The organism is Actinoallomurus soli, from assembly GCF_024055715.1.
Taxonomy (GTDB): domain Bacteria; phylum Actinomycetota; class Actinomycetes; order Streptosporangiales; family Streptosporangiaceae; genus Actinoallomurus; species Actinoallomurus soli.
The window spans coordinates 20,578-40,941 of record NZ_JAMXMV010000023.1 but is presented as its reverse complement, the minus strand read 5'-3'; the positions used below and the strand labels follow the sequence as shown (position 1 = coordinate 40,941).

The 20,364-nt window shown below is 67.7% G+C and carries 8 protein-coding genes, 4 tRNA genes and 1 pseudogene; 5 read left to right on the top strand and 8 right to left on the bottom strand.

Annotation, left to right across the window (positions count from 1 at the left end):
- Nucleotides 1–116: 116 nt before the first annotated feature.
- The 4 genes from NDW01_RS35800 to NDW01_RS35785 all read right to left on the bottom strand — a co-directional run bounded on the left by NDW01_RS35800 (nt 117) and on the right by NDW01_RS35785 (nt 2,062).
- Nucleotides 117–193 (bottom strand) — tRNA-Phe (locus NDW01_RS35800).
- A 24-nt stretch (nt 194–217) separates the two neighbouring features.
- Nucleotides 218–292, bottom strand: a tRNA-Asp gene (locus NDW01_RS35795).
- Nucleotides 293–330: 38 nt separating this feature from the next.
- Nucleotides 331–403: transfer RNA gene (locus tag NDW01_RS35790), tRNA-Glu, on the bottom strand.
- A gap of 96 nt (nt 404–499) precedes the next feature.
- The gene (locus tag NDW01_RS35785) at nt 500–2,062 is read right to left on the bottom strand and encodes a metallophosphoesterase family protein (RefSeq protein WP_252828788.1); all 1,563 of its coding nucleotides are present in this window, start codon (nt 2,060–2,062) and stop codon (nt 500–502) included.
- Nucleotides 2,063–2,091: 29 nt separating this feature from the next.
- Here NDW01_RS35785 and NDW01_RS35780 point away from each other — a divergent pair, with 29 nt between their 5' ends.
- Both NDW01_RS35780 and NDW01_RS35775 read left to right on the top strand, forming a co-directional pair.
- Nucleotides 2,092–2,433 (top strand): metallopeptidase family protein, encoded by a 342-nt coding sequence (locus NDW01_RS35780; protein WP_252828787.1) that lies wholly within the window; start codon nt 2,092–2,094, stop codon nt 2,431–2,433.
- Between the two features lie 115 nt (nt 2,434–2,548).
- A complete protein-coding gene (locus NDW01_RS35775; protein WP_252828786.1) occupies nt 2,549–3,814 on the top strand; it encodes an MFS transporter in 1,266 nt (421 codons plus the stop codon).
- An 8-nt stretch (nt 3,815–3,822) separates the two neighbouring features.
- On the opposite strand, the gene NDW01_RS35770 is transcribed toward NDW01_RS35775, so the two are convergent.
- A complete protein-coding gene (locus tag NDW01_RS35770) occupies nt 3,823–4,101 on the bottom strand; it encodes a PspC domain-containing protein (protein WP_252828785.1) in 279 nt (92 codons plus the stop codon).
- Between the two features lie 160 nt (nt 4,102–4,261).
- On the opposite strand from NDW01_RS35770, the gene NDW01_RS35765 reads away from it, so the two are divergent.
- The 3 genes and pseudogenes from NDW01_RS35765 to NDW01_RS35755 form a co-directional block, all read left to right on the top strand.
- Complete coding sequence (locus NDW01_RS35765; RefSeq protein WP_252828784.1) at nt 4,262–5,413, top strand: acyl-CoA dehydrogenase family protein; 1,152 nt, start codon at nt 4,262–4,264, stop codon at nt 5,411–5,413.
- A 672-nt stretch (nt 5,414–6,085) separates the two neighbouring features.
- Nucleotides 6,086–6,161 (top strand) — tRNA-Lys (locus tag NDW01_RS35760).
- Nucleotides 6,162–6,366: 205 nt separating this feature from the next.
- Nucleotides 6,367–6,995 (top strand): annotated as a pseudogene (locus tag NDW01_RS35755) (ISL3 family transposase); the annotation flags it as partial.
- A gap of 79 nt (nt 6,996–7,074) precedes the next feature.
- Here the strand turns inward: NDW01_RS35755 and NDW01_RS35750 are convergent.
- The 3 genes from NDW01_RS35750 to NDW01_RS44080 are packed head-to-tail and all read right to left on the bottom strand — an operon-like array spanning nt 7,075 to nt 20,303.
- Complete coding sequence (locus NDW01_RS35750; RefSeq protein WP_252828783.1) at nt 7,075–11,133, bottom strand: Eco57I restriction-modification methylase domain-containing protein; 4,059 nt, start codon at nt 11,131–11,133, stop codon at nt 7,075–7,077.
- Entirely contained in the window at nt 11,133–14,039 is a 2,907-nt protein-coding gene (locus NDW01_RS35745) for a DEAD/DEAH box helicase (RefSeq protein WP_252828782.1), read from the bottom strand. The genes NDW01_RS35750 and NDW01_RS35745 overlap by 1 nt, the downstream gene beginning before the upstream one ends.
- A gap of 42 nt (nt 14,040–14,081) precedes the next feature.
- Entirely contained in the window at nt 14,082–20,303 is a 6,222-nt protein-coding gene (locus NDW01_RS44080) for a protein kinase domain-containing protein (protein ID WP_252828781.1), read from the bottom strand.
- Nucleotides 20,304–20,364 lie beyond the last annotated feature (61 nt).

The following is a 20,364-nucleotide window of genomic DNA, read 5'->3' as shown; positions in this document are numbered from 1 at the left end:
AGATCAGATGTCGTGCCGACCGTCTGCTGAAAGCGGACGGTCGGCTCGCAATGCGGTTACCGTCACGAAAAAGCCCCGAGACGTAGCGTCTCGGGGCTGTTTCTGCAGGTCACGTGTGGTGGGCAGGGGCGGGGTCGAACCGCCGACCTTCCGCTTTTCAGGCGGACGCTCGTACCGACTGAGCTACCTGCCCGCACGGCGCCGAACGGCGCCTCAGCGGTCCTGACGGGATTTGAACCCGCGGCCTCCACCTTGACAGGGTGGCGAGCACTCCTAGCTGCTCCACAGGACCTTGCTGTCTTGCTTTGTAGTACCCCCGGAAGGATACCGTGCCCCCAACGGGATTCGAACCCGCGCTGCCGCCTTGAAAGGGCGGAGTCCTAGGCCGCTAGACGATGGGGACTCCGACGGCCTGGGCCGCCGTTGCCCTTGGCGCCTGCCGTCGGGGACTCCGTCAGCATAGGGGACAACCGCCCCAACCACCAAAGTGATTCCCTCCCTAACGCGGACGGCCCGCCTGGGACGGCCGGGAGGCCGAAGGTGAGGGGCTGGGCGTGAGGGGCGTCCCGGAGGGCGTCTGTGCTGGTGGCGGGCTTATCGGGCGGTCCGGTTTGGGTTCCAGGGTGCGCTCGATCTGGGCGGAGGTGAGACCTAGACCACCCAGTTGGATGTCGTCCCAGCCCTGGAGCCGGTGGCTGGCCTGGTTGAAGTACAGGACCGACATCTCGATCGGGGTGGGCTGTTCGTGTTCGAGGCCGCGCATGCCGGCACCGCCGGTCGAGCCCTGGACGAACAGCCGGGTGCCGCCGGGCAGGAGCCGCGTCGACCGCCGGTGGAGGTGGCCGGACAGGATGAGCGGCGCGGTGCCGTCGAACGCCGCGCCTTCGGCCGGGTCGTGGGCGAGCACGAGGTCGGGCTTGCGGCCGAGGGCGCGGAGCCTCTGCACGGCGGTCTGCCCGTAGGCGAGCATCTGCGGGCCGTTGACGTCGTCGTCGCGGGTCGTCTTGTCGGGGGTGAACCGCGGGTCGGGGGTGCCGAAGATCCGCAGGCCGCCGACGTCGGCGATGCGGTCGTCGAGGACGACGGCGTTCTTCTGGCGGCGTACGGCCTTCTCGATCTCAGGGGAGTCGTGGTTGCCCTTGATGAAGACGTACGGGACCTTGAGCTTGCCGATGCTGTTCGCGAACTTGTCCTCGGCCTTGGTCCCGTGGTCCGTCAGGTCGCCGGTGTCGATGATGACCTGGATGTGGAACTGGTCGACGACCTGGCGGATGACGTTCCAGGCGACCGGGTTGAGGTGGATGTCGGAGACGTGCAGGACGCGGATGGTGGTGGGGTCGGGCTCGTACGTCGGGAGGGTGGACGTCACGTCGTACAGGCGGGACAGGTTGCCGACGAGCCGGGCCAGTTGCTCCCGGTACGCCCCGATGCGCGACACGATCGTCTTGGCGTCGCCGACGACCTGGGGGGCGCTGGCGAGGATGCCGGTGAAGCGGGGTTCGGCGATCGACTCGGGGTTGAACGTCAGGCCGCCGATCAGGCCGACGACGAGCAGTCCGCTGAGCGCGCTGACGGTCGTCCACACCGTACGGCGCCAGCTGCGGAAGATGAGGAACCCCGCGAGGGCGGCGCAGACGAGGGCGGCGGCGGCCGCCTTGACCGCCATGATGACGAACGCGTGCCGTACGTCCCCGCCGATCGTGTCGGAGAGGCGGTCGAAGGCGGAGGGGTCCTCGATGAGCTCGCGGGCGCGGTCGGGCCGGAGCCGGGTGACCTGCGCCTCGATCCGTACGGGACCCGCGTGGCTGTCCAGGCGGAGGGTGCCCAGCGGCGGGATGTCGATCACGGTGCCGCCGGAGGTCGACGGGCGGAGGGCGAAGTTCACGTCGGCGGGTCCGATGTCGGTCCGGGCGTGCCCGCCGGCCAGGAGGCCGATCCAGCCGCCGATGAGGCCGATCGCGATGACGGCCGTGACGCGTCCGGTGAGGCGTACCCGGGGGCGCGCGAGGAGCCGCCGTGGTTCGTTCCATGCTCGGGTCAACACGTTGGTACGTATGCTCACGACGGCAAGGATCCACGCACAATGACGACGTGATCGAGGTAACGCGGGAAGAGTTCGAGGATCTGGTCGCCGAGGCGCTCGACACGATCCCGCCCGACCTGACCGCTCTGATGCGGAACGTCGTGGTGCTGGTCGAGGACGAAGCGCCGGAACGCGGGCTTCTCGGGCTGTACGAGGGCGTACCGCTGACCGAGCGCGGCGACACGTACGCGGGCTACCTTCCCGACCGCGTCACGCTCTACCGGCGGCCGTTGCAGAGGATCTGCCGTACCCGCGATGACCTGGTGAAAGAGGTGCGTACGACAGTGGTGCACGAGATCGCCCATCACTTCGGGATCGACGACGACCGATTGCACGAGCTCGGCTGGTGATCCCGATTGCGCACGTTGGGTCACCTGAACTGAACACAGCGTGAGATACTGTCCGGCAGACCGACCGGCCGCTTGGCAAGGCGGCCGGACGACGTTCACCGGCAGGGGAGCGCGCGTGGGAAGACATCGGCGGCCCTTCGATCGCCAGGTCACCTATCACGAGGTTTTCGGCGTCGGTGAGTTCCGCTCGATCTGGCTGGCCCAGACCCTCTCGTACATCGGCGACCAGCTCGCCCAGATCGCCCTCGCGGTACTCGTCTACAACAACACCCACTCGGCGTTGCGCACCGCCGTCGCGTACGCCCTGACCTACCTACCGTCGATCATGGGCGGGCCGGTGCTCTCGGTGCTGGCCGACCTGCTCCCGCGCCGCCGCGTCATGATCGTGTGCGACGTAGCCCGTACGGGCATCGTGGCGCTGATGGCGCTGCACCACCTGCCCTTCGCGGTGCTGTGCTTCCTGATCTTTTGGACCGTTCTCCTGGGCGCCCCGTTCACCGCCGCGCGCGCCGCGCTGCTGACGGAGGTGCTGCCCGGCGACCTGTACGTCGTCGGTTCGGCGATCAACAACATCACGCATCAGTTCACCCAGGTGCTGGGCTTCCTGGTGGGCGGCGCGGTGATCTTCGCGGTGGGCGCGCATCAGGCGCTCGCGGTCGACGCGGCGACGTTCGCGATCTCCGCGCTCATCCTGATGGCCGGCGTACGGGCGCGGCCGGCGCCGCGTCCGGAGAGCCGCGAGCGTCCGTCGCTGTGGGCGATCACGCGGGACGGCGCGCGGCTGGTGTTCCGGGACCGTACGCTGCGGCCCCTGGTGTGCTTCGCGTGGCTGTGCGGGTTCTACGTGCTGCCGGAGGGGCTCGCCGCGCCGTACGCGAAGACGTTCGGCGCGGGTCCGGTGTTCGTCGGGCTGCTGATGTCCGCGATGCCGTGCGGGATGGTGCTCGGCTCGCTGGCGTACAGCCGGTTCGTCCGCCCCGACGACCGGCTGCGGTTCATGGGCTGGATGGCGATGCTGTCGTGCGCGCCGCTGCTGGGGACGGCCCTGCGGCCGCCGCTGTGGGCCGTGATCGTGCTGCTGGCGCTGTCCGGGGTGGGCAGCGCCTACCAGCTGGCCGCGAACGCCGCGTACGTCGCCGCGGTGCCGCCGGACGGGCGCGGTCAGGCGTTCGGGCTGGCGCAGTCGGGGATCCTCGCCAGCCAGGGCATCGGCATCCTCGTCGGCGGGGCGCTGGCCCAGGTGCTGGGTCCCGAGCCCGTTGTCGCCCTGGCGGGGATCGCCGGCCTGTCGGCCGCCACGATGCTCGCGATGTCGTGGACGCGGATCAGAGGCGAGGTGATCGCGTCGAACCAGGAGCGCGCGATGAGCGCCGCCGCCTGATCCGGCGACTATCCGACGCCCTTGGTCTGCTTGTTGATCAGGTCCTGGGCGATCGACGTCTCCTTGCCCTCCTCCGGGATGATCAGCGTGCCGGCGACGTACAGCAGGATGCCGGCGCCGCTGGTGAGGAGGGTCAGGACGGCGAGCACGATCCGGACGATCGTCGGGTCGACGCCGAAGTACGCGGCGGCGCCGGAGCAGACGCCCGTGATCATGCGCCCGTCGCGGGTGCGGGTGAGGCGACGCGGAGCGTCGGCGGGACCGGGGTGAGCGGTGTTCTCGTTCATGCTTCGATGGTGCCTGCGGACGCGCCCGTCAGCCATGGGGGCTTGCCCTGATACGTCCCTGAGAGCCCCCTGACCGCCGAATGGGCACGCCGACGTACGCTGATGCCTGCGGGGCGCCCCCCTCCGCTCTGTCGGCGTCCGCGAGCCCCTGGGAGGACCGATGGATCTGCTGCGTGTGGACGACCAGCTCACCGACGAGGAGCGCCTGGTCCGCGACACCGCACGGCGGTACGCCGCCGATCGGATCGAGCCGTACGTCGCCGATTGGTTCGAAGACGGCGTCTTCCCGGCGGCCGAGCTCGCGCCCGAGCTCGGGGAGCTGGGGTTCCTCGGGATGCACCTGTCGGGGTACGGCTGCCCGGGGGCGGGCGCGGTCGCGTACGGGGTCGCCTGCCGCGAGCTGGAGGCCGCCGACTCCGGGCTGCGCAGCTTCGTGTCCGTGCAGGGGTCGCTGGCCATGTCCGCGATCCACAAGTACGGCTCGGAGGAGCAGAAGCAGGAGTGGCTGCCCCGCATGGCCGCGGGCCGCGCCATCGGCTGCTTCGGCCTGACCGAGCCCGACCACGGCTCCGACCCGGCGAACATGCGCACCCGCGCCAAGCGCGAGGGCTCCGACTGGATCCTGAACGGCGCCAAGATGTGGATCACGAACGGCTCGATCGCCGACGTCGCCGTCGTGTGGGCCCGTACGGACGACGGCATCCGCGGGTTCCTCGTGCCGCGCGGTACGCCGGGGTTCACCACCCGGGACGTGCACAAGAAGCTGTCGCTGCGCGCGTCCGTCACCTCGGAGCTCAGCCTCGAGGACGTGCGCCTGCCGGAGGACGCGATGCTGCCCGGCGTCAAGGGCCTCAGGGGGCCGCTCGGCTGCCTGTCGGAGGCGCGGTACGGCATCATCTGGGGCGCGATCGGCGCCGGGCGTTCCTGCTACGAGACGGCCGTCGACTACGCCCGTACGCGCGAGCAGTTCGGCCGCCCGATCGGCGGGTTCCAGCTCACCCAGGAGAAGCTCGCCTGGATGGAGGTGGCCCTCGGCCAGGCCGGGCTGGTCGCCCTGCACATCGGGCGGCTGAAGGAGGCCGGGAAGGTCACGCCGCAGCAGGTGTCGTTCGGCAAGCTCGCCAACGTACGGGCCGCGCTCGACGTCGCCCGTCAGGCCCGGTCCGTCCTCGGAGCGAACGGCGTCACACTGGAGTACCCGGTGATCCGGCACATGACGAACCTCGAGTCCGTGCTGACGTACGAGGGCACCCAGGAGGTCCACACGCTGGTCCTCGGCGAGGCGATCACCGGCCTGTCCGCCTACCGCTGACCGGCCCACCCCTGCCCGTCCGCCTTGCCCGGCCTGGCCGCCTGCCACCGGCCTGGCCGCTGCGGTCGGCCGGTTCGCCGCGGCCGCTACCGCTTGGCCGCCTGTCGCCGACCGGTACGCCCGGCCGCCAAAGGTCCGGCAAATTGCGGCATATGGCCTGATCAGGGGAACGTGACTCCAGGTTTCGCGTGTACTCGCGCACGGGAATGTCTGCCCTGGCGATGTGCAGAGCTGGATCCGATCGACCGGGAAACCGCTGCTTCAAGGGAGGTCGGACCGTGACGATGCCCCGCTCGCGCAAGGCGGTTCAGGGCGTCGCCGGGCGCGCCGATCTCCCCGTTTCGAGGCTTCCAGGCCGCCTGACCGCGTTCCCGTGGGTGCACGCCTCGGCGTCCGCTCCCACCGGCGGGTGACGCGGGCAGGCTTCGGCGACCGCCCTTCGGGCTGTTCGCCGAGGAGCGGCGTGCGCACGGCTTCGCGGCCGAGCCGTCGCACGCGCTTCCGGGCGGCGAGGCCCCTTCGAGGAGTACATCGCGTCTCCGGCCGGACCCGGTCGAACCCGGCCGGCCCGTGCGGGTCGGGACGGCCGAGCGCCGCGGCCTGCGGTGCCCTCAACCCGCTGGTATTCGGCGCGCGGGGTGTACGGTACCTCCGGTACGCTCAGGTGTCAGCGGGGCGTTAGCTCAATTGGCAGAGCTGTGGACTTTTAATCCATAGGTTCTGGGTTCGAGTCCCAGGCGCCCTACCACTCACCTGGCCGCCGACCTGCGGTTTCTCCGGTCCGGTGGATCTTGTAGTGATCGTTTCGGGGCCGTGGGTGCTCCGTGGGTGCTCGTTTGTTCCGATCTTGTGCAGGGCAGCCATCCGGGGGCGTGCGCCCTGTTGCATAACTATCCAACGTGGCGGTGTTGGGCCGTCTGCGGGCTCATCGCAATCGAGGGTGTAGGTGGTGCCTGAATCCGCCTGCCGCCAGCAGCGACCGGCATGCCCCTGACCTGACCGCATTCTGCCGCTTCGAGGAACTCGGATTGGAGGCGGTCGGGCAGCGGCTGAAACCGGGCCGGGCGATGGTCGAGTGCCGCGTCGCCGAGCCCCACCGCGATCCGTGGTCCGCAGGGGCGGCGCGGAGGGGCGCCGCGGGGCACGGTGGCGCGCCGTCTCGCCCACGAGTCGTTCGGGAACCGGCCCACGGCCCTGCTGGTCCGGGTACGCCGCTACCGGTGCGGCGGATGCGGGCGGGTCTGGCGGCAGAACACCGCGAAGGCCGCACCGCTGAAGGCGAAGCTGTAACGCTGGGGTTGTGGTAGGCGCTGGAGAGCATCGTGATCGACCACCTCACCGCCGACCGCGTCGTCGGCCAGGCTCGGGGCGTCGTGGCACACCAGCAACAGTGCGCTCCTGGCTGAGGGCGGCGGGTGTTTATCGGTGGCCCTGGCCGGTTCAACGGCGTGCGGGTAATCGGCGGCACGTCTGGCGTCACATCAGGCTCGACGACAAGCACATCAGCGCCATCGACCTCACTCTCGCATGCAACAAGGCCGGCCCCGCCCGGCTGCTGTACATGGTCGAAGAGCGCTCCAGGCCGCCTCAAGGACTGGCGAGACGGCGTCGCGGTGGTCGGTCCTTCCCGTTCGCACTTCCGCTACCTACTGGCTGCCCCGTTACCCGTGCCGAGGCCCGTTCCCCGGTGGCGGGGTGAGCGTGGACGTGTAGTTCTCGCCGTCCACCAGCGGCTTATCGAGATCAACGCCAGCGGCGGCCATCCGGTCGTACTCAGCGAGCACGAGATCCTTCGTCCGGTAGGTCCCGTACTTGGCCTCGTCTTTCCGCTTGACGATCGGGAACGTATCCATGATGTAGTCAACATCGTCGCGGCTGATGCCGTATAGGTGGAAGAAAAAAGCGTCCAGCTCCGCGCGGATGACAGCGCGCCGCTCCTCATCCCACTGGAACGGAGTGCCTTTTTCGCCAAGGTCACGCGCAAACCCGGATATGTCGCTCGCAGTATATATAAGCTCCAGGACGCGGCGCCTCAAGAAATGGGTATGAGTTGAGATCATGTCCGGGCTTGGTGCGGGCAGTTGTTGCCAGATAAATTTCGCCATGCTCACGCCGCCAACCTTTTGGCGACTCACGTAATCGAACGCCATCGATGATTGTGCAGCATATAGTCCGGCAAGTAGGGCTGATGGTCTTTGAGAGAACATTAGGGGGATCTTGTGTCCTACGGCCGACCGTGGAATTATGACGGGCACTGCTGTGCGCTCGTTTGTGGCGCTTGTTACGTCGCACCAGCCATAGAGCCATTCTCTAGTCCACTGTGCGGAGGAGAGTTTCTTGGTAACTTCGGTCTCTGTCACCCAGTGCATGGGGAAGGGTGTCCTGTGGGCATCATTCAATTCCGCTGTAGTCAAGTACCGTGGTTGGCTCGTCCTTTTGGCGGCCGTTGCGCTCTTGACTACGTCCGCTGCCCGATGATTGTAAAGGTCGACCATCTTTGCTTCGTAGAGTGGGAGCATGACTTTAGAGGGGGAATAAAAAGTATTTCCCCTTAGGTTCCAGCCCTCCTCTTCCAGCTCATTGGCGGAATGAAAGAATCCCGCATCGTGTGACATATTAAAGAGTCCTTGCGTGAAGGATAGGCACCAAGCATTCCCTTCTGGGGAGCGTTCTTTCACTAGGACTGGCATTCGCTCGTATATTGCGAGAGTTATTTCGGCATCGCGGCGGGAGCGGAAGATGGGGCAAGTGCCAGTGTTTGGGTTGAGAAGAGTAATTTCCTCCGGGCTGAGGGTGAACGACTTGCCCGCGTCGTCCAACTCGGTGGGGTCGTGGAGGAAGAAGCCAAACTTTGCGGCTTCTCCTCGCTGACCTGGCCCAGTGAGAGAGAGGACGCAGAACTTCTGTCGGGAGTCCACGGCAGGGAAGAGGCCGGAGCGGTTCTCGAAGTCGTACAGGGCGGCGATCAAGCCTTGCTGTACCAGGTCCTTGAAGAAGAATTGGGTCCTCGCATCGGTGGCGATACCTGTGGGGACGATGATCCCAACGCGACCGCGTGGGCTGGTGAGGACGCGGTCGGTTTCCGCGAACACCGCGTATTTGTTGATGTTGCCCTGGCCGGTGAGTGGAACGCGGCCAGATCTGCGCAGGAAGTGGCTCTCTGCGTGGATGAATCGCTTCGCTGAAGTGTATTGAGTATAAATTGGCAGCGTATCCGGGGAATCCTGGAGAGCGGCGATCAGCTTCTTGCGGGCGTCAGCTTTGGAGACCCTTGCGATGGAAGGCAAACGCTGCTCGAAGAACTCCTGCTCCTTGAGTTCGACGCTGTCCCAGGGCGGGTTGCCGAGGACGCAGGAGAAGCCGCCCGCCCAGCCGGTGGCGCTGTTGACCGCGGCCGTCTGGCCGGAGTCCGGGACGGTGAAGACCTCGGGGAACTCCAGATGCCAGTGGAAGAAGCGGTACTGGTCGCGAAGCCGGACGATCTCGTCGTGCGTGGCGGCCGGGATGCCCTCGGCGTCCGGGTCCTCGAGAGCGAGAAAGATCTTCTGGGTGACGGCTCGAGGCGAATCCTTGGTCTTAAGCCACATGAACGCAGCGCACCAGGCGTCCGCGACGTGCAGGGCACGGATGTACTCGGCGGACTTCTCCCATGCCTCGTACGCCTCGGCTTGGCGCTTGACGGCGCGGAGACTGTCGGAGGGGGCAGTGGTAATGCGGCGCAGGCCGTCCGCAAACGCGGTGTTGGTGACTTTGACCGCGTCCTCGTCGCCGTCGAACAGGGTGTGCTGCCCGCTGCGCTCGTCGGTGTTGAGCTTCTCAAGGATCTTGGCCTGCTTCTTGTCGTCGCCCTCCGTGGCGATGAAGGCCTCGTCCGGAATGCCGCCCTTCAGCAGGGCCGGAGTGGCTCCGATCAGCGCGTTGCCGTGCTTGATGTGGGCGTCGAGGAAGCCAAGTGGTTTGCCGGGTTCCATGGCCTCGAGCCACAACGAGACCTTGGCCAGTTCCACGGCCATTGGGTTAAGGTCCACGCCATACACGCAGCGAGCGATGACCTCGTGCAACGCGCGGCGCACTGAGTCCGACGTTGGTTCGGGATTACGCTCGCGGACTGCGGCGACGCGTTTGGCGATGCGGCGGGCGGCGGCCACGAGGAAGTGGCCGGAGCCGCAGGCCGGGTCGCAGACGGTTAGGGAGAGCAGCTCCGAAACGATCGCTTCCGCCGAGTCCGGCTCACCGGCCTCCGCTGCCTTTTCCTCGCCGCGCTTCTCGGCATCGTCGATGACTGGATCGAGCGTCGCGTCCAGCAGGCAGTCGATCAGGGACGACGGCGTGTAGTACGAACCGGTCGTCTTACGGGAGTTGCCGGCGAGTTCGACCAGCTCGAAGGTGCGGTCGACGGCGCTGTGCCTGGGATCGAGCTCCAGCAGCGATTCGTAGATGGAACCGAGTTCCTCAGCGTCCAGGTGTTTGTAGTCGACGGTCCGCCAGCGGTGAGTCGCTGGATCGCGGACCTGGGAGAGGTGGCGGACGGCGGTGAGCAGATACTCGTTCGAGAGGGACAGGCCGCGCAGCGGAGCATCGGCGTCGGTGTCGGAGAACAGGCCGCCGAGACCGGGCAGGCCGAGTTCGGGGCGTCCGTTCTCGTTGCCGAGCGCGTTTAGCACGATCTTTAGGGCCTGATAGAGGTCACCGTGGGCGGTGCCGCGTCGTCGGCGGGCGTGTCCGCGCAGCCGGTCTGACGAGAAGTACTTCGAGTACCGCTCGCGCGTCTGGTCGGAGGCCTCGGGCGAGTGGAGGACGTCGCGGTCTTCGGCGACGAATAGGAACAGCAGCCGGTAGACGAGACGCAGCAGCGCCTTGTGCATGGCCTGCGTGTCGATGTTCTCTCGAAGCTCGGTGTTGGCGGGGTGCTTCAGGAAGCCCGTCCCGAGCGTGGTGATGGCGTCCTGGACACCCTTGCGGAGTTGGTCCAGGGCTCGGGCGCCAGACGCGATCGCGTCTGTCCGCCACTTTTCAAGCCAGCATGAAGAAGGCGGCGCGCCGTCGTCGACAGCGAAGCGGGAGGCGTGCAGGAGGCGGTACAGCAGCACAAACTCGCTGAACAGCTCCCCATCGAAGATGGCCTCAAGGTCGAATTCGACGTAGGCGGCGGTGGCGAGGGCGCTGGAGTCGCGCAGCAACCTGAGCTGGCGTCCGTTCGTCAGCATTGCCCACAGGTGGGCTTCGGTGCGGTTCAGGCACTCCTGGACGAGCGACTGCGGCGGGACGGTCCCGGGGCCGCCGGGGCGGGAGTCGAGTCGGGTGTTCCAGGCGGCCAGGTGGATCGGGACGTGCGTCCACAGGTGGCTAATCGCGAACGTCTTACCATCGCCGTTTGCCTCGATGCCGGACGCGCCGAGGGCCGTGAGGCGGCCGAAGCTCAGTTCGGCGAACAGCGGCTCCAGCCACTGCCGGATCGCGAGGCCGGTGGGGTCGGCGGGGGTCTCTGCCTCCGGCGCGACGGGCAGCTTGTCGCGCAGTTCCTTCCACACGGACTTGAGGTAGTCCCAGTGGCGTTCGGCCTCGTCGCGGACGGAACGGGCGCCGAAGATGTCATAGTCGGCGGGCCTGGAGCCCTGGACGTCCTTCCCCTCGGAAATGCGTACGAGCATGTCTGCAGGGAGGAGGCCACCGATGGTGTGGACGGCCGAAAAGATCTGTGTGCGGGCGGTGGCGGACATCAGGCGGCTCCTCCGGAGACGGTGCCGGACACCGGCAGGTACACGTAAGCGCCGAGGATGTCGGCGGGCTTCTGCGCCTTCACGTCCACGCCTCGGATGATTTCGCCAGCGGCGCTGCGGACGCGGCGGTGCGAGTCGCGGAGTTCGGTCGCGAGCCGGTCGCCGTACTCACTGAGATATTCCGTGGCGTCGGGCAGAGCGTCCAGGACCCGTTTCATCGTCCGTTCTCCGAAGGTGGGGTCGGTGTTCTCATCGGCGGTGGCGTGTAGCAGGCGCGCGGCTTCCTCGGCGGACAGCCACGTCGCGTCGGCGGGGAAACCCTGGAAAGCGAGGAGCCGGGCGTCCTCGGCGACGAGCTGCCGTTCGCCCACGCGCGACGGAAGCGTCAGGTGGAACCGGTAGCGAACGAGCAGCAGCGTCGTCCGAGTGGTAACCGCTCTCGTGCGGATGACACCGCAGCGGCGGGCCGGGCGGGGGCCGTCGGTCTGAGAATCGAGGGCGGAGTTGAGGAGGTGGCCGGCGAGCGCGCCGACGACCGGATCCGTACGGACGAGCGCCGCCTCGCCGCGCGAAACCGCCGACACGTTGCGGAACGGGACCTGCTTGCCGTTCTCGATGATCCCGCCGCCCAGCATCGGCGCCAGCACATCGCGGAGCCCGACGGGGCTGCCGCTCAGGTCCGCGCCGAAGTCGCCGAGGGCCTCCCCGCCCTCGTACAGGACGCCGTCGAGGGCGGAGAGGGCGTGGCGGACGAAGTCGCGGATCTCGCCAGCGTCGCCGAGCGCGTCCCGGGTGGCGTCGACCTCACGCTTGACCTCCTCGAGGCGGATAGCGTTGTGCGCGAACCGGGAGCGGGACGCCTTCTCACGCTCGACGGTGGAGTTCCACTCCTGTTCCAGCTCGGCGGCCTTCTGGTTGACGGACGAGATGTCCTCGGCGCCGAACAGGGCCTCCTGCTCGCCGCGCTGGCTGCGCATAAGCAGCCACTCGACGATCGCGTCCGTCACCCCCGAGGACGCCTCATCGGGCACGGAGACGGAGATGCCGAGGTCATCGCGGATCCGGCGGTGCTTGCGAATGAGGACTTCCAGGACCTTGCCGTCGATGCCGTTGTCGCTGCCGTAGATAGTGATGACTTTGACTTCGTCGCGCCTCTGGCCGTAGCGGTCGACGCGTCCTTCGCGCTGGTCGTGGCGGGTCGGGTTCCACGCCAGGTCGTAATGAACAACCGCGTCGAAATGATGTTGTAGGTTGACGCCTTCAGACAGGCAGTCGGTGGCGACGAGAACGCGGCGGGTGTCCGGGTCGTCGGCCGTTTCGTCGGCGAGGTCTTCGATGCGCTGGAGACGCTGCTGTGGGGACAGGGTGCCCGTCACGGCCCGGACGACGGTCTTCTTACCGAGCTTGCCGTCGAGGTGGTCGCGGACGTACTCGGCGGTCGGGATGTAGCGGCAGAAGACGATCGGGTGGTAGCCCTCCTTGAGCAGCGCCTTCAGGTGCTTGATCAAGGCCTTCAGTTTCAGATCTCGGTCCGGGCCCTCGAGTTCGGCGGCACGGTCGGCCAGCGCGGCGAGTCTCGCCCCCGCCACACCGATCTCCGGGTCTGTCTCGGCACCGGGCGCGACGTCCAGGCCCTCCAGCGCATCGTTGTCCGCGGAGTCGCGGGTCAGCGGCGCGCCCAACTCGTCGGCCTCCTCCGCTGTGGCGGCGGACGCGGCGGCTGAACGGGTCCGCAGGGTCTGCGCGGCGGCGCGCGGCGACGACACCAGCGACCGCAGCAGCGCGATGGCCGACCACCAGGCGATCCGGGCCTCCCGCCTGCCCTGCTCTCCCGCGACGGTGACCCGCTCGCTCGCGTAGCCGATCGCGTCCTCCAGCAGCGACCGGTATGCAGGGGACAGCTTGTAGGTCTCGTCCTTGAAGAACCGGTCGGCGGGGAACTCGGTCTCCTCGTCGAGGTACTTGCGGATGTCGGCACGGCGACGCTGGACGAAATGCAGGGCGAGGCGAGCACGGTCGGGACCGCTGTTCATGTCCAGGTCGCCGAACTCGGGCTTCAGCAGGGCGAGGAGGTTGCGGAACGAGCTCTCCTTGCCGCTGTGCGGCGTCGCGGTCACCAGCAGCAAGTGCCGGTCCTTGTCCTCGGCGATGCGCTGGAGCAACTCGTAACGGCGCTGGCTCTGCTGCGAGGTGCTGTCGTCGGCGGCGACGCAGGTGTGGGCTTCGTCCACGATGACCAGGTCCGGGCAGCGGCGGACGAAGTCGTCGCGGTGCCGGTACGACTTGATGAAGTCCGTCGACACGATCACGTTGGGGTGCTTGTCGAACAGGGACTGGCCCATGTCCAGGTCCCGTTCGAGCCGGGTGACCGTGGAGGACAGGACGAGCTCGGCGTCGATGCCGAACTTGGCGCGCAGCTCGTCCTGCCACTGCTCGGCGAGTGCCGGCGAGCACAATACCGCGAGGCCCTTCGCCTCCCCCTGCGCCAGCAGTTCGCTCGCGATCAGACCGGCCTCGACGGTCTTGCCGATGCCGACGTCATCGGAGATCAGCATCCGGACCGTCTTCTGCCGCAACGCCATCATCAGCGGGACGAGCTGGTACGCACGCGGCTCCACCGCGATCCCAGCCAACGATCGGAACGGTCCCGCGCCCGACCGGAACCCGATGCGCAGCGCAGTCCTCAGCAGGCCCGCCGCGCGCGCGTCGCCGAGGTCCTGTGGCGACGGCGCCTCGAATTTGGTTTCCCGCACGTCTTCGAACGCTGGGAATACCGCCGCGATGTCGTCATCGGCGCCGCCGAGTGGGCGCAGCACCAGCATGTCCGGCTCGCTCTCGGGCAGCACGACCCATTCGCGGTCGCGGACCGAGACCAGGGAACCGGGGGTGTAGGCCGTTGTCGTCAAGGGGTCCTCGCGTCGTGGTGCTCGTCGGATTTCGTATGCGTATCAGGCGGTGGAGGAAGCGCCGAAGTAGCTCGGTGTCTCGGCGACGATGGCGTCCCAGTCGGCGTCGTAGGGGAAGCGGACCACGTCCCAGCCCTGCTGATCCAGCCGCTGTTCCGCCTGGCGGTCGCGCTCCTTGATGTTGTCGTGTTCGTGAACGGGGCCGTCCACGAACACCGCGACTGGCACTCCCGGCAACCGGTACACGAAGTCGGGGCGGGCCTGCGCGTCGGGAACGTAGGTCTGCGCCTCATCGGGCATCCGCAGGCCGCGTTCCTTCAGCCAGGCGACGAACCGGCGTTCGAGCGGACTCTCGGACTGGTCGGACAGGCGCGCGAGCTGCTCGGTTCGGGACTCGCCGCGTCCGGTCGCGACGGTCTTCGCGTGGGCCAGGCGCAGCAGGATGTCCTTGATGGCGTGCCGGTCGATCAAGGCGTGGTCGAGCTGGTTGCCGTAGGTGAGCAGGCAGTCGTAGCAGCCGCGGGCGCATGGCCGGTCCGGGTGCGGGCCGCCGAGGTCGTTGCCACGCTCGTCGAAGTGGCAGATGTCCAGGGCCGCCTTCGCGGCCTTCGCCAGCGCGCCGGACGTCGACTGCATCAGCCGCAGCACGCCGGCGCCGCCCTCGGCGGCCTCGGTGAACAGCATACGGTCGCGGGGCCCCTCGTCGGGCGGCAGCAGCTCGCTCGACAGCTCGGAATCCTCCAGCTCGAACGCCGCCTCGATCCCGCGCTCCAGCGCATACATCAGCGACAGCGCGACCGGCTCTTCCAGCGGCTCGGCCAGCTGGGCGACCAGGATGTTGCGGCGGTCCTCCACGTACGGGATGACACGCTTCTTACGCCGCTTCTCGTTGCCGCTCGCGTCCACGACCGGCATCTCGCTGGAGTCGCCGGACGCATCCGACGCGGCCTTCTCGGTCATCCACTCGCCGGTCGCGGGGTCGAGCCAGAAACCGTCCGGCTCACCTTCCTTGGCGCGCAGCCGGCCCAGGTTGGTGATCCGGACCGTCGCCGAGTCGCCGAAGGCCAGAGTGGCGATGTGCCCGTCGTCGTCGGTGACCAGGGCATCCTGGCGGCCCGAGCGTTCGCCATGGTCGTTGAACCGGTAGGACGTCACCAGCCGGAAACCCGCCCGGCGGCGTTCCTCCTCGTCGGAGGAGATCCGCGCGCGGGCCTTGGTGTAGACGGTGTGCATCTGCAGCAGCCCGTACTTGGCCTCGGGCAGCGGCTCCTTGCACATCTGGCAGAGGTCCGCGCGGTCGGTCGAGTCGTGGTGGTAGCCGCAGCTCGCGCAGCGGCGGGCCTCGGACGTGACCACATCGCCCGTCCCGCCCGGCGGGAGCTGGATGCGGGTCACCTGGTAGCGAGCGCCCTCGTGGTAGATCAGCGCGCCTGGCCCGAACTCACGGATTGCCAGGAACCGGGGGCGCTGCAGGTAGTCGCCGTCACGGAAACGGCGGTCCTGCATGTTGATGTAGGCGGCCAGCGGGAGCCGTGGGAATGAGTAGCCGGGCAGGAAACCCTCGCTCGCCAGGTAGCGGTGCGGGCTGAAGTCCGACAGGACCGATCGGCTTTCCGCCGACTGATTCTTCAGCAGGTCAAGCTGGGTTTCCGCTTCCCGACGGCGGCCGACGGCGATCTTGTTGTCGCGGTCGGAGAGGGTGGTGTCCAGGACGCGGCGGTTCTGTTCCGCTTGATCCACCAGCGCCGCCTTGAACAGTTGCCGCCAGCGGTCGAAGGCCCGGTCGAAACGCTCGGGAGCGGTGCGGACCGTTTCCTCGATCCAGTTGTCGTCCCACCAGACGGTGGCTGCGAAGTCGGCCAGGAGCCCGCCGAGCACCTGCTTCGCGGCCCTCACGGCACGCTTCTGTGCGGCCTCGCTATGGATCGTCTGAACGACAGTGTCGTGCAGGGGGAGGGGCGGGTCAGGTCGGCGGGAGTCCTCGTCGTAGGCGATGTCGATGATCGCGGGGATGTTGTTGTGCAGTTCCAGGCCCGTCTCGGCGAGCCAGATCGCCTGGATGTGTGACCGGACGAGATCCTCGTTCGCCAGGTCGAGGCGCGGCGGCGCGACCGCGCCGGCCACCATCCGCGCCGAACGGCGGAAGTAGTACTGGTCATGACTGTTGCCGGTCGCGCAGTAGGTGGTGACGAGCGCCGGCTGCCCGGACCGTCCTGCGCGTCCGCTGCGCTGGGCGTAATTCGCGGGTGTCGGCGGCACGTTGCGCATCATCACCGTGTTGAGGTCGCGGATGTCCACACCCAGCTCCATCGTGGGTGAGCAGTACAGCAGCTTCAGCTTTGCCTCGCTGAACGCTTCCTCGCGCTTGCGGCGCTCCTCCGGGTCGACCTGGGCGGTGTGTTCACGGGCGATGAGGCCGCCGAGTTCGGCGGCGGTGTTGCGGTACAGGTCCCGGAAGAAGACGTTGACACGGGGACCATCGCCGCTGGCGTAGGTGCGAGTGAGAGGGTCGTGGGCGCCCATCTCGCCTGTACCGGCGCGCCACACCAGGCATGCCGCAGAGACGCGATAGCCGGTGATCGCCTGACCGGTGGGGCGGCGGCCGCGCCTGGTCCACCCGGGCGTCACCGAGACCTCCTTGACCAGGTTCGCCTTGGTCAGGACCTGGAGCAGCTGCTCGATGAGCAGCTGGGCGTCGTCGACCGACAGGTCGTTGAAATGCACGCGCCGCAGGTACTTGCCGAACTTGTTGAGCCCGGACAGGAACAGGCCCGAACGGTCGAGGCCGGGGCGGGCCTTCTGCGGGTAGGCCGTGCCGACCTTGGGCTCGTCGCTCTTCGACAGGACCCACGGGTCGACGAGCCGCTCCTCGCTGGCACGACGCAGACTGTCGAAGTCGTCCCGGAAATACTGCACATCGATGGCGAGGGAACGGCGCATTTCGTCCAGTAGCGCACGCATAATTTCTGCACGGCTGCCCGGCGCGGCGTCGCGCAACACCCGATGGGTCTTCTCCCAGCGGTCTTCCTTGCTGGCCACCCAGTCGAGATCCTCGTAGTCGATCCGCAGCAGGCCCGTCTGCTCCAGGTTGGGCATGGTGACGCGCCAGCCGCGCTCCAGGTCGAGATAGAGACGGAAGGCGACGACGTCTCGAAGTGTCCGAGCCGCGTTGCGGGCCATTGACGGGGGCAGGTCCGAGGAGCCGGTGTAGTCGGCGACGTCCAGGCCGAGGGCGCCGACGACCCTGGACGCCAGATCCTCGTGGCTGATGCCTTCGTCACCTGCCTCCACCGCCGCCCGGTACAGCGCCCCACGAAGCTGGGTGATCTGCACGAAGTCGTTGAAGTGGCCGGCCTGCAGCGAGGCGTCCTGCCGGTTGTCGACGAACGTGAGCAGCTTGCGTGCCTCGGGAAGCAGCGCATTCTCCGGCACCGCCCGCAGGAAACGGATGATCGACGAGGACACTAGCGATGTCGCCGACGAGCGTCCCTCCTGGTCGAGCGTTGCCAGCTTGGCGAAATCCTTGCCGCGGACCTGCTCGTAGCTCACTCCACAGTGCAGGCAGAACCGGAACGGCGCCGGAATGAACGCGGCCTCCAGCTCCCCTTGGCCCTCAGCACCATAGGGATCGACGCGGACCGGGATGGGAAGCTTCGACCGGTAGTTGGCGCGTACGACCTCCTGCCCAGTGTCGTCGACCTCCAGCCACGACTCCGGCAGGCGACGGCCGTCGATCGCCTCCTCGGTGGTACGCGGCCACGGCCGGCCCGAATCGACGTACAGGTAGCCGTCGCCCTCACGGCCGCCCGAGGCCGCAGTGTCACGGCGCGGCTCGTAGCGGACCATGCCGTCCTTGTCGCTACGCCACACGGTCAGGTACTCCTGGCCGCACTCGCGACAGAACGCCAATGGCAGCAGGATCTTGCCGTCCGAACCGGGTTGGATGAGCTGGTAGTCGCGGGTGAGCTGCCGGATCGCCGGGTCCTCTAGGGTGACGTATACGGTGTCGCCTTTGGACAGGAACTGGTGCAGCCGGAATGCGAACAGCGGGCGCTCGGTCACCGCGTGCCGGGCCTCCGAACCGGCCTCCAGCGTGCGGCGGATCGCCTCAGCGCATACATCCTCAGGAACTCCGGACTTGTGCGCGAGATCGGCGGCGGCTTCCTCGATCTTCGAGGGCTTCTGGCGGACGAGACGTCCCGTCGGGTCCTTCGCGAGACCGAACCGCGTCTCGATCCAGCGGGCCAGCGGGTCCCTAACCAGGTCGTCGTACGCGCGCGGGGCGGCTGGCGCCCGCAACCGCTCAGCCGGGACCGTCTCCGGCGCCTCCTCGGTCGCACGGACCAGCGTCTCGCCGATGACGTTGTCCGTGTCGACCTCGACCCCGAAGAGGGTGGTCGCCACGCGAGCGACCGCCTTCCTCTGGTCATCGAAAGTGCCCTCGCTCGACATTGTCGCCGACGTGCCGATGCACTGCAGGTGCTCCGCCTGGCACGCCTCGCGCACCCGACGAATGAGTAGCGCGACGTCCGCGCCCTGGCGTCCCCGGTAGGTGTGCAACTCGTCGAAGACAAGGAACTCCAGGCCCTTCGCCATCCGGATCAGCGAACTGCGATCCTTTGGGCGGGTGAGCATCAGCTCGAGCATCACGTAGTTGGTCAGCAGGATGTCCGGCGGATTGTCGCGAATCTCCTTACGGCGCTCATCGTCCTCCTGCCCGGTGTAGCGGGCGAAGGTGACAGGCTCGTTACCCTTGCCATAGCCGTCCCGCAGGTACTTCTTCAGCTCATTGACCTGGCTGTTGACCAGAGCGTTCATCGGGTAGACGATGATCGCCCGGACGCGTTTCTCCGACGTCGTCTCGCGCTCGCGCAGCACTTGGTCGACGATGGGCACGATGTAGGACAGGGACTTGCCGGAGCCGGTGCCGGTCGTCAGGACATAGGACTGCTTGCGCTTGGCGGCCTCAATCGCCTCAAGCTGGTGGCGGTGCAGGGTGAGCGGGCGCCCGTCGCATTTCGTGCCCTTTCGGGTCTTGTCCGCCTGGAAGATGCGAGCGCACTCCTCGTGGAGGAGCTTGCCGCTCAGCTCCGAGACGGTGCCACCCGACGCGAAGAACGGATTGAGCGACACCCACGGGTCCGGCCACTGGGACTTGGCGTCGAGATCGGACTCGACGAACGCGGCGATGCGGTCGTCGCGGATGATCGTCCCGCCCTCGGTGAACTCCCGGTAGTCCTTGATGAGCTGCCGATGCAGCCCGAACACGTCCATCACCGAACCCGCCACGCGCGGCTTCTCCACCACCGGAGCCGGTTCGGGCACGGGCGCCTCATCAGTCGACGCGAGATAGCGGACCGGGTCATAAGACTCCCAGTCCTGGACCACCGACTCGCCCTTGGCGAAGGGAAGAAGCGCCTCGCGGACCGCCACCGCATCGGCCGGCCGGTCCTCCGGCTGCTTGTTGAGGAGACGCTCCACCAGCCGGGCCATGTCCTCAGGGACGTCCGAACGCAGCAGCCGCAGCGGAGCCGGCTCCTCCGTCCTGTGCTTCTGCCCCAGTTCGAGCGCGTTCTCGCTCACGAACGGCGGGGCACCTGTCAGCAGCTCGTACAGCATGCAGCCGAGCGCGTAAAGATCGGCGGCCTGAGTCACCGCCGCGTTGAGGAACTGCTCAGGGGCCATATACCGAGCGGTGCCGACCGTAACCCCGGTGCTCGTCACCCTGCCGGCCTCGGCATCGTCGATGATCCGGCCCATGCCGAAATCGAGGACCTTGACCTGCCCCCCGGGAAGCAGCATCACGTTCGCGGGCTTGAGATCACGGTGCACGATCCCCGCCCGGTGCGCGGCCGACAAACCGTCCGCGATCTGTGCGCCGAGGGCGGCCACCCAGGCCACCGGAAGCTGGGCATGCTCACCTGTCAGTACGCGCAAGGTGTGGCCTTTGAGGAGCTCCATGGCGATGAACGGCAGGCCGTCGCCCTCGTCGAGGCCACCGGCGATAATGCGCGGAAGATTCGGGTGCTCGTTGAGGCGCTGCATGATGCGGATTTCGCGCTCGAACCGCTGAACGGCCTTCGAATCGGCTCGCGAGTCGATCAGTGCACCCGTGCGGCCACGCAGGATCACCTTCACAGCGACCTCGCGGTCCTGGTCGTCACCGTCCGCCTGGAGGTCAACGGCGCGGTGGACCTCGCCCATGTTGCCCTTACCGAGAGGGCCTGTCACACGGAACCGGTTCGCGATGCTATCCACAGTCACAGCCACACCTCATCTTCCCGCCCGTCTATTCGGAGACGCGGGGCCTCTGATATCGGTTGGC

Coding starts and splice junctions, on each gene's coding strand:
- NDW01_RS35750 (WP_252828783.1), bottom strand. CDS start 11,133: ATGTCCGCCACCGCCCGCACACAGATCTTTTCGGCCGTCCACACCATC.
- NDW01_RS35770 (WP_252828785.1), bottom strand. CDS start 4,101: ATGAACGAGAACACCGCTCACCCCGGTCCCGCCGACGCTCCGCGTCGC.
- NDW01_RS35765 (WP_252828784.1), top strand. CDS start 4,262: ATGGATCTGCTGCGTGTGGACGACCAGCTCACCGACGAGGAGCGCCTG.